The sequence below is a fragment of the Marinobacter salsuginis genome (assembly GCF_009617755.1).
GTDB lineage: Bacteria > Pseudomonadota > Gammaproteobacteria > Pseudomonadales > Oleiphilaceae > Marinobacter > Marinobacter salsuginis.
The window spans coordinates 1-14,629 of record NZ_BGZH01000002.1 but is presented as its reverse complement, the minus strand read 5'-3'; the positions used below and the strand labels follow the sequence as shown (position 1 = coordinate 14,629).

The window sequence follows — 14,629 nt, the reverse complement described above, 5'->3', positions numbered from 1 at the left end:
ACGGGTTCAGACGCGCTCAATGATGGTGGCAATGCCCATGCCGCCACCAACGCAGAGGGTAGCCAGGCCGTAGCGCAGTTCACGCCGCTCCAGCTCATCCAGCAAGGTGCCAAGAATCATGGCGCCGGTGGCACCAAGCGGGTGGCCCATGGCGATGGCGCCGCCGTTCACGTTCACTTTTTCGTCGGGAACCGAGAGTTCCCGCTGGAAGCGCATCACCACGGACGCGAAGGCCTCGTTCACTTCAAACAGGTCAATCTGGTCGGCGGTCATGCCCGCTTTTTCCAACGCTTTGCGCGCCGCCGGCGCAGGACCGGTGAGCATGATGGTTGGATCGGTGCTGGTGACGGCTGTGGCAACGATGCGGGCGCGTGGTGTCAGGCCCATGGCCTTGCCCTTGGCTTCGCTGCCGATCAGCATGGCGGTGGCGCCGTCGACAATACCGGAGGAGTTACCGGCGTGATGCACGTGGTTGATCTTCTCAACGTAGTGGTACTTCTCCCGTGCGACACCGTCGAAGCCCATTTCACCCATCATCTGAAAGGAGGGTTTGAGGCCACCCAGGCTCTCCAGCGTCGTGTTGCCGCGCACATGCTCGTCACGGTCGAGGATCACGACACCGTTCTGGTCCGTGACGGGAATAATGGATTTTGCAAAGTAGCCGTTCTGCCATGCATTAGCGGCTTTCTGCTGGGATTTCACCGCAAAGCCATCGACATCTTCACGGCTGAAGCCTTCAAGCGTGGCTATCAGGTCTGCGCCGATACCCTGGGGCATGAAACCGGTATGCAGGTTGGTTTCCGGGTCCGTGGCCCAGGCTCCGCCGTCAGAGCCCATGGGTACCCGCGACATGGCCTCCACGCCACCGGCAACCACCATGTCCTCCCAACCGGAGCGTACTTTCATGGCGGCCAGGTTAACGGCTTCAAGTCCGGACGCGCAGAAACGATTGAGGGTAACGCCGGCCACTTTTTCATCCCAGTCGGCCGCCAGAGCGGCTGTCTTGGCGATGTCCGCACCCTGGTCGCCAACGGCGGTCACGCAGCCCATTACGATGTCATCCACCTGGGCGGTGTCCAGGCTGTTCCTCTCCTGCAGCGCGTGGAGCACTGTGGTCAACAGCGTGATGGGTTTGACGCTGTGAAGTGATCCGTCTTTTTTTCCACGCCCTCTGGGGGTGCGGACTGCATCGAAGATATACGCCTCGGTGGTCATTGCTTGTCCTCTGGTCATATTGTTTTCGGAATTGATTTACCGATGACACAACCATAGCCCGTTGCGACCAGGGGGTGTAATGACGCGGGCTGCCAATCGCATTGGCGAAATTGCTCAGGAACCATGACAAGGCGGGAGGTGGCTTCTATGGTGTTAGAAACCGCAGACGAATTCAGGAGGCGAAAGCCATGTCTCTGCGAGATGCGATCGACAACTTTTACGAACGACTGGTGGTGGATGCCATTGAGGCAACGCGGGAGGAGTCCGACACGGCGGATTATCTTATCGATGTGATGTGCGTGGCCCTGAACCGCCTTCCAACGCGGTATTATCGCCATTCAATCGATATGATGTTCTACCTGGCCGACGAAGAACTCAAGGGGATGAAACAGAAATCCCTGGCCGCCGTTAAGGAGGCCAGGGACTTCGTTAAAGAGCACCAGCGGGAATAAACCGCAGGGTGCTTCAGGCCTGGTTCAGGTTGGCAAGGGCCTTGTTCAGGCGCTCGGCCAGCTCTGTGTTTGCGTCTTTGCCGATTCCGGCCAGGCACCAGCTCGCGAGCAGCTTTTCCACGTCCTGCATTTGATCATTGCCGTTGTCGGCGGATCCCATGCCATCAGCCAGGCGCCGTACCTGTATTTCCATGCGGCGCTGCTGGTCGGTTTCGGGTGAGGGGACGCCGCACAGAATTTCCGCCCGTATCACCAGCTCGGCCGGATCACTGGCGTCTGAGGCATCCGCCAGCGCGGTCCAGTGTTGGGGCACGGAATCATTGGCGGTTTCGCCCGTTGTGGCAGCCATTACAAGAGACTGCCACGATGCCATTTTTGCCCGAAGCTTCAGCTCGGAAAGCGCCTTGTTCAGCCGCTGCTTTTCCTGCTGAACCTGCTCTCTGACGCCCTTGGACAGGTTTGACTCGTCGATTCCACGAAGCGTCGCAAGGGCCGCCGTTACTGACTCCTCATGACTGTCTGAGGATGCCTCGGCAACCTGCTCCAGAGCAGCCTGCGCTGACTCGTCGGCGGCCCGCGATGCCTGCTGCTGTTCTGTGCGCTCGGCATCGCGGCGGGCAAAGATTTGATCGCAGGCCTTGCGGAAAGCCTGCCATAGTTTGCGGTCTTCCCGGTGACGGGTAATGCCGATCGCCTGCCAGTCCCCCTGCAGGGCCTTGGCCTGATTCATGGCCTCCTGGAGTGGTTCGTGGTCAACCAGAGCCTCGGCCTTTTCGACAATCGCCTGTTTCAGTGCTTCGTTTTTCCGGCGCTCCTCATCGAGTGGCGCCTCAAGCTTCTTGAGCAGTTCATCGAAGCGTTTCTGGACGGCACGATTGTCCCGGAATTCCACGGGCCACGCTTCTTTCCACTCCTGGCGCGCTGTCTGGTGGATTCGCTCTGCGGCTTTCCAGTCGATCGATGACCAGTCGGCATTGTTGAGGAAACTCTCAAGTTGCTCGCAAATGGCGGATCGCTTCTCCAGATTGGCCTGTTTCAGGCCGGACTTCGCAGAAAAGTAGGCTTTGCAAGGCTCATAGGCCTTGTCGGAGGCAGCTTTGAACCGGGACCAGAGGTTGCGGTCCGAAGAGCCGCCCAGATCGCGCCACTCATTCTGCAGTTCCTTGATTCGCTCCGCCTTGGCTTCTGGATCCATGGGTTGTTCTGCCAGGTATTCCATTTGCTCGCATAGGGCAATCTGCTTTGGCTGGGTGGCAAAGCCCTGCCAGTCCGAGAGTTCTCTTAATTGTCCGTTAAGGAGTTGCACCCGGGCCTGATAGGGTTTGGCGTGGCGCTGGTCCAAATCACGTAAATGTTGCTGGGCGGTTTTGAACAGCTGCTTCGATTCTTTGAGTTGCTTGGCCTCAAGTGCCGCTTCGAGCTTTTCGAGATCGGTTTCAAGGCGCTTCGCCAGGGCCCGCTGCTGCTCCTGGTCAACACGGGGCTGGGGCTTTGACCTGGGCTTACCGGCCAGCTTGCGCAAGGGCTCAAGCAGTGTGGGAATGGGGTACCCTTCCGGCCAGTTGATTTCCGCGATCAGAGTTTTTGCCTGCGCGCGCTGTTCTTCAGTAGCGTCGTCTTCCCCCTCTACCAAAGTACCGAGTTGGACAATGGCGTCCCGGTCCTGAGTGATCCGACGGATCGAACCGAGGTAATTGCGCAGCGCCAGCATCGCTGTTTCGTAGGACTTCTGTTCCTGCTTGTCCACGGCAGTATCCCGGGTCGCTTCCAGCCAGCGGTTTTCCTGGGTTTTCTGCAATGCATCCAGAGAGGCGAGCGAGGGCAGGGTCTCTGGCGGTTGGGCCTTGAGCTCATCCAGTGTGCGGGTAAGCAGGTCGAGCGTTTCTTGGCGCTGTAGCTGCTGCTCTCGCTGGCGCTTTTCCTCCTCCGCTGCAGATTGCAGGGTCGCAATGCGTTCTTTGCACTGGTGCACCGCTTCCAGGAATGCTTGCGCCTGTTCCGGGGTTGCGTGTTCTTCCACCTCTGTCCATTGTTTCAGCAGGGCATCAAGCCGGGCCTCGTAAAGTTTGGTGTCGTCGCTTTTTGCCTGGTCCCGCGCGTGACGGGTCAAGGTGGCAATGGTCTGGCTGATGCTGTCCAGTCGGGCCTGTTCTTCACGGCGTTGCTGAAGGGCCGATTTAACGGTTTGGTAGACCCCTTTGTCCCGGCCTTTGGCCTGTTTCTGTACTGCCTGGAGACTGGCTTCGTCGGTCAGTCTGCCGGCTGCGGTCTGTCGGATATCCGCTGTGACACCTTCCATCGCGAGTTTGGCCAGGAGACTTTGCGACGGAGAGCCCTCAAGGGCTGTAAGCTGTTCTTCTCTCTGGCTGGCCCGGGTATCCTCCTGTTCGACAGGCGCGGGCTGTACAGCTTTTCGTTGCTTAGGCGCTGCCTCGGGTGTCTTGCGGGATCTGAACAGTTTCTGGATGAACGCAGCCATAAAAGTATCCTTGGGTGTTGAAACCAGTTCACGGTGTCGGGCAAAGTTGGACCGCCACCGGCCATCGGCCTCCGGTTCGGAAGGCCGGGTAGTTTGACTGGTCAGCCTGGGATGCTGATCAGTCGGAAAATTTCGCGGCTAGTCTAGCGTTTTGTGTGCGTATGCGGAAAGGGTCTGTATGGCAAAACAGGAAAATCAGGACGATCAGGAATATAAGGCCCGGGCAACAGCGCTAAGATTGCTTGCCAGAAGGGAGCATAGCCGCTACGAGCTGAGTCTGAAACTGCGTCAGAGAAAGGTGTCGGGCGACATTATTGATGCTGTTCTGGATGACTATGAGAAAGAAGGCTGGCTCGATGATGACCGGTTTGCCGACGTTTATGCCCGCCAGAGAATGGATCTTGGTTATGGACCGCTCAGGATTCTGGGGGAACTTCAGCAACGAGGGGTGCATCGGACCCCGGAGTGCGTTGATGAAATGACTGAGGAAGATTGGTGTGAACGGGCTGTTGCCATCCGGGACAAACGGTTTGGGCTGGCGGATCTCAGTGAAGACTGGGATGAAAAGGTGCGTCAGGCGCGTTTTCTGAATCGTAGAGGTTATTCCGCTAGCCAGGTTGAAAGGGCACTGGAAGCCCGTGCCGACTAGACCACTTCGGGGAGACGCTTCAAAGGGTCGGGGGGATCATGCCCAGCTCTGCCGGCAAGCCAGCCCGGAGTTTTTCGTCCGGCTGCAGTCTGTCTGAAAGAACTCCGGCTTTCTGGCTTTCCTCCATCTGTACGATTTGCGCTTCCTGGTCTGGCGCAGGCGTCGCGGGTTCGTTGAGTCGGGCCAGGACATCGTAATAACGCCGGATATTCTGAACGTAGATGACTGGCTCGTGGCCGCGGGCATAGCCAAAGCGGGTCTTGGTATACCACTCCTTCTCAGCCAGCAGCGGCAGGAATTCCTTCACATCCATCCACCGGTCCGGGTCTTTTCCTGCACCTTCCGTCAGGCGACGGGCGTCCTCAAGGTGGCCAAATCCCACGTTGTAAGAGGCGAGGGCGAACCAGGTACGGTCTGGTTCGGGGATACGTTCGGGAATCTTCTCATGCACGATCCGGAAATACTTGGCACCGCCCTGGATGCTTTCCTCTGCATCCAACCGGTTGTTGATCCCGATGTGGCTGGCTGTGTTCTGCGTCAGCATCATCAGACCGCGGACGCCGGTGGGGGATACCGCGTTGGGACGCCAGTGGGATTCCTGGTAACCGATGGCCGCAAGAAGCCTCCAGTCCAAATCGAATTCCCTGGCATAGTCCCGAAACAGAGATTCGTACTTGGGCAAGCGGTTTTCGACGTGGTGCATGAAAGTGCGGGCGCCGACATAATTGAGTCGGTCCAGGTGCCCATAGAAGCGTTCGGCAATCTGGGCCAGGGTGCCGTCGGCCTCCAGGGTTTCGATGAATTGCCGGGCGGCTTTTGCCAGGGAATCATCTTGCGCCGACGGGAAAAACCAGGCCAGTTCGCCAGGTTCGCCAACCGCAAATGCCTCCTTGACCATTGGATAAAACACGTGGTTCAGATCAAGTTCGTTGGAGGAAACCATCGCATATGGAAATTCGCCGCTCTCGACCCGGGACAGAACCCCAGCAGCGTCCAGCCCGGGGTGCACTTGCCACTGAAGCTCCGAGATTTCTTCCCGGGCCTGATTCAGGCGATGTTCATGATTGCTGTCAGCCACCACGTGGAGGGGTTTTCCGGCCAGGTCTGCCAGTGATTCAGGGCGTTCCATTTCCCGGTTATAAACCAGTATCGATTGTGCGTTGATGCCGGTAGCCACGGTATGGTGCTGGCCGACCGCTTCCGGCTGGCTGGAGAGTCCCAGCATGCCCAGGTGGGCGTAGTTCTTCTCCAGCACTGACAAAATTTCGGTATTGTCCTCGGCGACCCGGATCCGGAGTTTCACGCCCAGCTCGTTGGCGAACAGTTTGGCCAGTTCATAGTCGTAACCGGTTGGGCCGTCCTCACTTTCCACATAGATAGAAGGTGCTGTACGGGTAATGACATGCAGCACACCCTCCTCCCGAATTTCCTGGAGAGTGCTGGGCTGTGAACATCCGGTCAATGTCAGGGCCGCGCCAAGGAGGCAAGCTATCTTGGCGGATGCGCCTGTAAATGCAGCAAAAATTCTGGGCAAGTCCCGAGTCTCCGTCACGGCTGGATCATCTGGTTGCTTTACCGATGGCGACTTGGCAACCCTCGCTATCCTGAGTGTGGAAATCCGTTCCACATTGCCAATGATCCTTGGTGGTGGATGTCCGGTCAATAAATCTGGTTAATTAATATGCAAAACAATGTCAATTGTGCGGTCGGGGATTAACGCTTCAAGCGCTGTATCCCGAACCCGCTTTCGAGTATCATGGCGGCCTTTCAAATTGCACCCAGACTTCCCCGTTTCGCGCGATACAGGTTGATATCATGCTTGAACTTCGCGGCGCACCCGCGCTCTCGCCATTCCGTTCCCGCAAACTGCATTCCCGGATTCAGGATATCGTGCCTGAAGTCGAACACGTTTATGCAGAGTTCATGCACTTTGTCGATCTGGAGGCGGACCTCTCCGTCGCAGAGCAGGCTATTCTGGACCGGCTACTGACCTATGGCCCGAGTGTGCCGGTGGAAGAGCCGGACGGGGTGCTCTTTCTGGTGGTTCCGCGCCCGGGAACCCTGTCACCCTGGTCAAGCAAGGCAACGGACATTGCCCGAAATTGCGGCCTTCGTCAGATACACCGAATCGAGCGGGGCACGGCTTATTACATTCGTTCCGGTCGGAAGCTGGGGCTTGAACAGCGTGAGAAGATCGCAGCACTGCTGCATGACCGCATGACCCAGAAGGTCTTCCATGAAATGGGCGGTGCGGAGTTGTTGTTCAGTCATGAAGAACCGCGCCTTCTTGGTCGGGTTCCTGTTCTGGCGGGTGGCCGCGATGCGCTGGTTGAGGCGAACTCACGCCTGGGGTTGGCGCTCGCCGAAGATGAAATCGACTACCTGGTGAAGTCTTTCACGGATCTTGAAAGGGATCCGACCGATGTTGAGCTCATGATGTTTGCACAGGCGAACTCCGAGCACTGTCGTCACAAGATATTCAATGCGTCCTGGGATATTGACGGCGAAGGCCAGGAAAAATCTTTGTTCGCCATGATCCGCAATACCTTCGAAATGAACAGCGAGGGCGTTCTCTCGGCGTACAAGGATAACGCCTCTGTTATCCGGGGCAGCCGGGGTGGCCGCTTCTTCCCGGATCCGGAGACCGGGGTCTACGGGTACAACGAGGAAGATATTCATATCCTCATGAAGGTAGAGACGCACAACCACCCCACGGCGATTGCCCCGGCGGCCGGTGCGGCAACGGGTTCCGGCGGCGAAATTCGCGACGAGGGCGCAACCGGGCGGGGCTCCAAGCCCAAGGCAGGTCTGACCGGCTTCACAGTTTCCAACCTGAACCTGCCGGACGACCCCCAGCCATGGGAAATCAATTATGGCAAACCGGAGCGGATTGCTTCAGCTCTGGATATCATGATCGAAGGCCCGATTGGCGGCGCGGCGTTCAACAACGAGTTCGGTCGTCCCAATCTGGCCGGTTATTTCCGCACCTTTGAAGAGAAAGTGCCGGGTGCCGCTGGCGAGGAAGTCCGCGGTTACCACAAGCCGATCATGATTGCCGGCGGTCTCGGCAATATTCGTGAAGAGCACGTGGAGAAGGGCAATATCCCGGTGGGTGCCAAGCTCATCGTGCTGGGTGGCCCCTCGATGCTGATTGGCCTCGGTGGCGGGGCGGCCTCGTCCATGGATTCCGGATCCAGTAACGAAAACCTGGACTTCGCGTCGGTTCAGCGGGATAACCCGGAGATGGAGCGTCGCTGCCAGGAAGTCATCGACCGTTGCTGGCAGATGGGGGACCAAAACCCGATCGCGTTTATTCACGATGTTGGTGCCGGCGGTCTTTCCAATGCCATGCCGGAACTGGTGAAAGATGGCGGCCGCGGCGGCAAATTCGAGCTTCGCGACATTCCCAGTGACGAGCCGGGCATGTCACCGCTGGAGATCTGGTGTAACGAATCCCAGGAACGGTATGTGATGGCCGTGGCTCCGGAAAATCTGGAGCGGTTTGACGCCCTTTGCCGTCGGGAACGTTGCCCCTATGCCGTGATTGGTGAAGCGACAGAGGCCCACCACCTGGAGTTGGGCGATTCCTACTTCGGCGACAAGCCGGTGGACCTTCCGATGGAAGTGCTGTTTGGCAAGCCGCCCCGTATGCACCGGAGCGTCAGTCGCGCTTCCTTTACCAAGCCAATCTTCGACTCCACCAAAATCGACCTGGACGACGCCATTCGCCGTGTTCTGCGTCTACCATCGGTTGGTTCCAAGAGCTTTTTGATCACCATCGGTGACCGGACCATTACCGGCCTGGTAGCACGGGACCAGATGGTTGGGCCCTGGCAGGTCCCGGTTGCCGATGTCGCCGTTACCGCTACGTCCTTCGATGTCCGGACGGGAGAGGCTATGGCCATGGGCGAGCGAACGCCGGTTGCAACGATTGATGCCCCGGCGTCCGGCCGCATGGCGGTGGGTGAAGTCATTACCAATATGGCCGCCGCGCCGATCGGTAAATTGTCGGATATACGGTTGTCGGCGAACTGGATGGCGGCTGCCGGACACCCGGGTGAAGATGAAAATCTTTATGAGACGGTTCGCGCGGTAGGCATGGAGCTGTGCCCGGAACTTGGAATCACGATTCCGGTGGGCAAGGACTCCATGTCCATGAAGACCATGTGGGAAGAAGACAACGGCGAGCAGAAGAGCGTAACCGCACCGCTTTCACTGATCGTTAGTGGCTTTGCCCCGGTAACCGATGTTGCCAGAACGCTGACACCCCAATTGGTTAAAGATGCTGGTGAGACGGATTTGATCCTGGTGGATCTTGCCGCGGGCCAGAACCGCCTGGGTGGTTCGGCTCTGGCTCAGGTTTACCGTCAGGTCGGCGCCGTGGCACCGGACCTGGATGATCCAGAGGACATCAAGGCTTTCTTTGCGGTGATCCAGGGTCTTAACTCTGACGATAAGCTGTTGGCTTATCATGACCGTTCCGATGGTGGCCTGTTCGTCACATTGGCCGAAATGTGCTTTGCCGGCCACTGTGGCGTTGATATCAAGCTGGACGGCTTGGCTGAGGATCGCAGTCAGTTTGCCAGGGAACTGTTTAACGAAGAGCTGGGTGCGGTCATCCAGGTGCGCAGGGAAGACACGGGCTTTGTTCTGCAGCAGTTCTCTGCCGCGGGTCTGGGTGATTACATCAGCGTGATTGGCAGCCCGAACGACACCGACAGTCTTCGCCTCACTTTTGAGGGTGGCATCGTTGTGGATGAACCTCGTGTAGAGCTTCAGCGTCTTTGGGCAGAAACCAGTTACCGAGTTCAGTCTCTGCGGGATAACGCCGATTGTGCCCGTGAAGAATTCGATAATCTGCTGGATGTGGAAGATCCCGGCCTTCATGCCGAGCTTACCTACGACATCAACGAAGACGTGGCGGCCCCCTATATCAACAAAGGCATCCGACCGAAGGTTGCGGTTCTGCGAGAGCAGGGCGTGAATGGCCAGGTCGAAATGGCGGCTGCCTTTGATCGCGCCGGTTTCGATTCTGTCGACGTGCATATGAGCGATTTGCTCTCCGGTCGGGTTACGCTGGATGGTTTCAATAGCCTGGTTGCCTGTGGCGGCTTCTCATACGGCGACGTTTTGGGCGCTGGTGAAGGTTGGGCCAAATCGATCCTCTTCAGTGATCGCGTCAGGGACCAGTTCGCGGCATTCTTCAATCGCCAGGACACTTTGGCGCTGGGCGTGTGCAATGGCTGTCAGATGCTGTCTAATCTGCACGAACTGATTCCCGGCAGCGAGGGCTGGCCTCGTTTTGTCCGCAACCAATCGGAACAGTTTGAAGCAAGGCTGGCCATGGCTGAGGTGATGCCGTCGCCTTCTGCGTTCATGGATGGCATGGCCGGATCCCGTATGCCGATTGCGGTAGCTCATGGCGAAGGCAGGGTTGAATTTGCCAGCGGCACATCCGCAGAGGCGCTCTCCGAGAACGAGCTCGTGGCTCTGCGCTACGTGGATAACCGGGGGCAGGCAACGGTTCGTTACCCCTATAACCCGAACGGATCGGAAGCCGGAATTACCGGTGTTACCACTCGCGATGGAAGGGTTACCATCATGATGCCGCATCCCGAGCGGGTGTTCCGAGCTGTTCAGCATTCCTGGCGGCCGTCAGAATGGCAGGAGGACGGTTCCTGGATTCGCATGTTCCGAAATGCGAGACGCTGGTTCGGTTAATCCTCAGCGTCAGGAAGAGCCGGTTTTGGATGCGTTCAACATGAGCGTTCACTCCAAAGCCGGCTTTTTTATTGGCTGCCCCGTTTCCGGGCGTTTTTCAAGGGAAAAAATTGGCGAAATTGGCAAAAATCCCCTTGACTCAGTATTTTTATGCACATTGCTGCTGCCTTCTTGTTTGTTCTGTGCACAAAGACCGGGAAATCGGTTCAACTTTTGCGCAAAATTCATAACCTATTGAAAAGTAAAGATTAAATGAATCGGGTGATTTTGTCGCCAATTTAACGAAAGTGCAGTGATTACGGGGTTTGGGGCCGTGTTCCCAAAAACTTTCCCCAGAGTTATCCACAGAATCTGTGGGTAAGTGTCTAAGCCATTAATCTGTACAAAAAATATCCGATCCGGAGGAGGGTTTGCTATGTACAAGCTGTGTTATTTCGTTCCGGAAACCCACGTAGAGCAAACCAAGCAGGCCTTGTTTGATGCCGGAGCTGGCCGTATCGGCGATTACGATTGCTGTGCCTGGCAATGTCTTGGACAGGGCCAGTTTCGCCCGCTAGATGGAAGCGACCCGTTTATTGGCAAAGCCGGTGCGATTGAAGCGGTAGACGAGTACAAGGTTGAGCTGGTCTGTGCCGACGAGCTGATACGGGAGGCTCTCGCAGCGCTTAAGCGGGCTCATCCCTATGAGGAGCCCGCTTACGAGGTTTATCGGATGGCGGAGTTATAGGTTGCGGCTTTATTTACGGTCTTTTGCCATGGGGTGGCGTATGTCGCTCACATGGACGTCGAAAGATTCGCGCCTGTAGTCGGCCAGGAACAGCTCGAGGGTTCGCTTCACGGTTGGAAAAGAGATCTCCTCCCAGGGAATCTCGTCGAGGCCGAAAAGCCTGGATTCCAGGGACTCTTCACCGGCGCCGAATTGCCCGTTCTTCAGGGTGGCTCGGTAGAACATATGAACCTGATTGATGTGTGGCACATCGATAATCGAATAGAGCCCCTCAATGTTTACTTCAGCGAGAGCCTCCTCCATGGTTTCACGTTCGGCGGCTTCAATGGTGGTTTCTGCGTTCTCCATGAATCCAGCGGGCAGCGTCCAGTAGCCATAGCGCGGTTCGATCGCTCTTCGGCACAGCAGTATCTGCCCCTCCCATACGGGAACGGTTCCGGCGACAATGCGCGGGTTCTGGTAATGTATGGTATCGCAGCTTACACAGACATAGCGGTGCCGGTTATCGCCCTCGGGGATGCGTTGTTCAACCGGCTGGCCGCATGTGCTGCAGTACTTCATGATTTTCCCCGTATACTGAATTGGTTTGGTAGTCAGTTTAACGATCCCGGCTGCCTCTGTCTCATCCAACCTCCGGATGTAACGTGGAGACGAACATTGCGTGATTTACTTGCCGAGCGACTCGCCGGCTATGCGCCGCGGCAGCTGGCGCTGGATTATCCCGAGGCCGGGATTCTGGTTCCGATAACCGATGATCACCGAAACCCTGAAATGATCTTTACGCTCAGGTCTGAAAATCTGTCCACCCATCGCGGACAGGTAGCTTACCCTGGCGGTAAGCGGGATCCCGGGGACCCATCTCTGGCAGCAACTGCGTTGCGTGAAACCCACGAGGAAATTGGGCTGCCGCCGGAGCAGGTCCAGATTATTGCGCCGCTCAGCCAGGTGATGTCCCGTTATGGAATTCTGGTTACTCCGTACGTCGGTGTCATTCCCGGGGATCATCCTCTGGAGCCGAATCCTCACGAGATCGAAAGTGTATTTCGAGTGCCTCTCTCCTTTTTTCTGGAGGACCGGCGAGAGCGCACGGATGCTCTGAACTTTCTCAACCATACCTTTTACGTTCCGTGTTATCGGTGGGAACGTTACGAAATCTGGGGGCTGTCGGCCGTGGTTCTGGTTGATTTCCTGAACGCTGTGTACGATGCCGGAATTGACTTGCTTGAACCGCCTGAAGGAGGCTGACATGTTTTACCAGTTGAATGACCGAACGCCGGAATTGTCGGGTGAGGGGCACTTCGTGGCTGACAATGCGTCGGTGATAGGCAACGTGAGACTCATGGACAATGCCAGCGTCTGGTTTAACGCCGTTATCCGCGGGGACAATGAGTTGATCACCATAGGGCCGGAAACGAATATCCAGGATGGCTCCGTTCTGCACACCGACCCGGGTATGCCGCTTACGCTTGGAAGGGGCGTAACGGTCGGCCACAAGGTCATGCTTCACGGCTGTGAGATCGGAGACTATTCGTTGATTGGCATCAACGCGGTTGTACTTAATGGAGCGAAGATCGGCAAGCATTGCCTGATTGGTGCCAACGCCCTCATTCCAGAGGGAATGGAGGTACCGGATGGCTCCATGGTTGTTGGCTCTCCCGGCAAGATCAAGCGGGAGCTGAACGACAACCAGAAAAAGATGCTCGAAATGAGCGCGCAACACTACGTGCAGAATGCGGCCCGGTATGTCGATGAACTCAAGCCCTGCGAGCCGAAGAAATGAGTGTCGCTGATAAAGTGCGTTCACCCTGCGTGAGCATCTGTGCACTGGATGAGAATGATGTCTGTGTCGGGTGTCATCGGAGCGGGGACGAAATCACCCGCTGGACCCGAATGGATAACGAAGAACGTCGCGAAGTGCTACGAAAGGTGTCGGAGCGAGAAAAGAGATCCCTGATTCACGGCTAATAGAGGTGCTGGCAGATCATGACTGACTCAGTTCGAATTGGTACACCACTTAAAGGTAATGCTTTCAGGGTTCTGTTTTGTGGATCCGGTGAGCTCGGAAAAGAAGTTGTTCTCGAGTTGCAGCGCTATGGCGTTGAAGTGATCGCGGTCGACCGTTATGCCGATGCGCCTGCCATGCAGGTGGCCCATCGAAGTCACGTTATCGATATGTTGGATGGCGCCAGCCTGCGCCGCGTCATCGAGCAGGAAAGGCCAAATCTGATTGTTCCTGAGATTGAAGCCATAGCAACGCCGGAACTGGTTAAGTTGGAAGAAGAGGGGTACCAAGTTATCCCAACCGCCAGAGCGGTGAACCTCACAATGAATCGTGAGGGAATTCGTCGCCTTGCGGCCGAAGAGCTCGGATTGCCAACCTCACCATACCGCTTTGCAGGTTCCCGGGAGGAGTATCTTGCTGCCGTTCAGGAAATCGGCCTGCCCCTGGTCGTTAAGCCGGTGATGAGCTCCTCGGGAAAAGGGCAAAGCACGGTCAAGACCGAAGGTGACATTGAGGCCGCGTGGGAATATGCGCAATCTGGCGGGCGAGCTGGCAAAGGAAGAGTGATCGTTGAGGGTTTCGTGGACTTCGATTATGAGATAACTCTTCTGACTGTAAGGCACCGGGATGGAGTTTCGTTTTGTGAGCCCATAGGGCATCGTCAGGAAGACGGAGACTACCGTGAGTCGTGGCAACCTCAGCCGATGGCGCCGCTGGCCTATGAGCGCTCGGCTGAAGTTGCCCGTGCTGTGGTGGAAAATCTCGGCGGATATGGCATCTATGGCGTCGAGCTATTCGTTAAAGAGGATAACGTCTGGTTCTCTGAGGTATCGCCACGCCCTCATGATACCGGGTTGGTAACCCTTGTTTCCCAGGACCTTTCCGAGTTTGCACTCCATGCACGGGCTATTCTGGGGCTGCCTATCCCCTCTATCCGTCAGACCGGCCCGTCAGCTTCGGCGGTGATTCTCCCCGAGGGGGATTCAGCAGAAGTCTCTTATACAGGGTTGGAGTCCGCGCTATCGGAGCCGGATACCCAGTTGCGCCTGTTCGGAAAGCCAGAGCTAAAAGGGCGTCGTCGAATGGGGGTTGCGCTTGCGAAGGGTGCCTCAATAGAAGAGGCGCGGAAAAAGGCGCGCGATGCTGCGCAATCGGTTATCGTTGAATTATGAATCTTTCTTGGAATTGGGTGTCAAAAATCGGCTTGGTGAGGTTTTTCGAAAAAAATTCGAAGCAAGCGTTGACACCTCCTGAGAGGTCTGTAGAATGCGCATCTCTTTCGAGGGGCAAGCCACTTAGGCGGCTCCAGATTCGAAAGGCAACCGTTTGAAAGTATTGAAGAAAACGAGTTTTAAAATTCTTCAAATAAACGGTTGACAAGGCA

12 protein-coding genes are annotated in these 14,629 nt (G+C 56.8%); 8 read left to right on the top strand and 4 right to left on the bottom strand.

What is annotated here, in order from left to right; translation table 11 throughout:
* Positions 1–6: 6 nt before the first annotated feature.
* Entirely contained in the window at positions 7–1,215 is a 1,209-nt protein-coding gene (locus tag GJU83_RS11355) for an acetyl-CoA C-acetyltransferase (protein ID WP_069184847.1), read from the bottom strand.
* 188 nt (positions 1,216–1,403) lie between these two features.
* Between GJU83_RS11355 and GJU83_RS11350 the strand changes: the two genes are divergently transcribed.
* The gene (locus GJU83_RS11350) at positions 1,404–1,667 is read left to right on the top strand and encodes a late competence development ComFB family protein (protein ID WP_069184846.1); all 264 of its coding nucleotides are present in this window, start codon (positions 1,404–1,406) and stop codon (positions 1,665–1,667) included.
* Between the two features lie 13 nt (positions 1,668–1,680).
* Here the strand turns inward: GJU83_RS11350 and GJU83_RS11345 are convergent, their stop codons facing one another.
* Entirely contained in the window at positions 1,681–4,146 is a 2,466-nt protein-coding gene (locus tag GJU83_RS11345) for a DUF349 domain-containing protein (RefSeq protein ID WP_069184845.1), read from the bottom strand.
* 178 nt (positions 4,147–4,324) lie between these two features.
* On the opposite strand from GJU83_RS11345, the gene GJU83_RS11340 reads away from it, so the two are divergent.
* A complete protein-coding gene (locus GJU83_RS11340; protein ID WP_069184844.1) occupies positions 4,325–4,795 on the top strand; it encodes a regulatory protein RecX in 471 nt (156 codons plus the stop codon).
* 19 nt (positions 4,796–4,814) lie between these two features.
* On the opposite strand, the gene mltF is transcribed toward GJU83_RS11340, so the two are convergent.
* Positions 4,815–6,329, bottom strand: coding sequence for a membrane-bound lytic murein transglycosylase MltF (gene mltF / locus GJU83_RS11335; protein WP_174805042.1), 1,515 nt, complete (start codon positions 6,327–6,329; stop codon positions 4,815–4,817).
* A gap of 281 nt (positions 6,330–6,610) precedes the next feature.
* Between mltF and purL the strand changes: the two genes are divergently transcribed.
* Both purL and GJU83_RS11325 read left to right on the top strand, forming a co-directional pair.
* Positions 6,611–10,516, top strand: a complete 3,906-nt coding sequence (purL, locus tag GJU83_RS11330; RefSeq protein WP_069184842.1) for a phosphoribosylformylglycinamidine synthase — start codon at positions 6,611–6,613, stop codon at positions 10,514–10,516.
* A gap of 415 nt (positions 10,517–10,931) precedes the next feature.
* Entirely contained in the window at positions 10,932–11,243 is a 312-nt protein-coding gene (locus GJU83_RS11325) for a YqfO family protein (protein WP_069184841.1), read from the top strand.
* A gap of 9 nt (positions 11,244–11,252) precedes the next feature.
* Here GJU83_RS11325 and GJU83_RS11320 read toward each other — a convergent pair whose 3' ends face one another.
* Positions 11,253–11,804: an NUDIX hydrolase gene (locus GJU83_RS11320; protein WP_069184939.1), complete on the bottom strand. Its 552-nt coding sequence runs from the start codon at positions 11,802–11,804 to the stop codon at positions 11,253–11,255.
* 96 nt (positions 11,805–11,900) lie between these two features.
* Here GJU83_RS11320 and GJU83_RS11315 point away from each other — a divergent pair, with 96 nt between their 5' ends.
* Genes GJU83_RS11315 through purT form a run of 4 tightly spaced genes read left to right on the top strand, consistent with a single transcriptional unit; the run spans position 11,901 to position 14,417 of the window.
* Positions 11,901–12,488: an NUDIX hydrolase gene (locus tag GJU83_RS11315; protein WP_069184840.1), complete on the top strand. Its 588-nt coding sequence runs from the start codon at positions 11,901–11,903 to the stop codon at positions 12,486–12,488.
* A gap of 1 nt (position 12,489) precedes the next feature.
* Positions 12,490–13,023, top strand: coding sequence for a gamma carbonic anhydrase family protein (locus tag GJU83_RS11310; RefSeq protein WP_069184839.1), 534 nt, complete (start codon positions 12,490–12,492; stop codon positions 13,021–13,023).
* Positions 13,020–13,208: a DUF1289 domain-containing protein gene (locus GJU83_RS11305; protein WP_083231869.1), complete on the top strand. Its 189-nt coding sequence runs from the start codon at positions 13,020–13,022 to the stop codon at positions 13,206–13,208. The genes GJU83_RS11310 and GJU83_RS11305 overlap by 4 nt, the downstream gene beginning before the upstream one ends.
* A gap of 18 nt (positions 13,209–13,226) precedes the next feature.
* Positions 13,227–14,417, top strand: coding sequence for a formate-dependent phosphoribosylglycinamide formyltransferase (purT, locus tag GJU83_RS11300; RefSeq protein WP_069184838.1), 1,191 nt, complete (start codon positions 13,227–13,229; stop codon positions 14,415–14,417).
* Positions 14,418–14,629 lie beyond the last annotated feature (212 nt).

Bases quoted from the DNA above. Each gene is read 5' to 3' on its own strand.
- GJU83_RS11355 (WP_069184847.1), bottom strand. From the start codon at position 1,215: ATGACCACCGAGGCGTATATCTTCGATGCAGTCCGCACCCCCAGAGGG.
- GJU83_RS11350 (WP_069184846.1), top strand. From the start codon at position 1,404: ATGTCTCTGCGAGATGCGATCGACAACTTTTACGAACGACTGGTGGTG.
- GJU83_RS11345 (WP_069184845.1), bottom strand. From the start codon at position 4,146: ATGGCTGCGTTCATCCAGAAACTGTTCAGATCCCGCAAGACACCCGAG.
- GJU83_RS11340 (WP_069184844.1), top strand. From the start codon at position 4,325: ATGGCAAAACAGGAAAATCAGGACGATCAGGAATATAAGGCCCGGGCA.
- purL (WP_069184842.1), top strand. From the start codon at position 6,611: ATGCTTGAACTTCGCGGCGCACCCGCGCTCTCGCCATTCCGTTCCCGC.
- GJU83_RS11325 (WP_069184841.1), top strand. From the start codon at position 10,932: ATGTACAAGCTGTGTTATTTCGTTCCGGAAACCCACGTAGAGCAAACC.
- GJU83_RS11320 (WP_069184939.1), bottom strand. From the start codon at position 11,804: ATGAAGTACTGCAGCACATGCGGCCAGCCGGTTGAACAACGCATCCCC.
- GJU83_RS11310 (WP_069184839.1), top strand. From the start codon at position 12,490: ATGTTTTACCAGTTGAATGACCGAACGCCGGAATTGTCGGGTGAGGGG.
- GJU83_RS11305 (WP_083231869.1), top strand. From the start codon at position 13,020: ATGAGTGTCGCTGATAAAGTGCGTTCACCCTGCGTGAGCATCTGTGCA.
- purT (WP_069184838.1), top strand. From the start codon at position 13,227: ATGACTGACTCAGTTCGAATTGGTACACCACTTAAAGGTAATGCTTTC.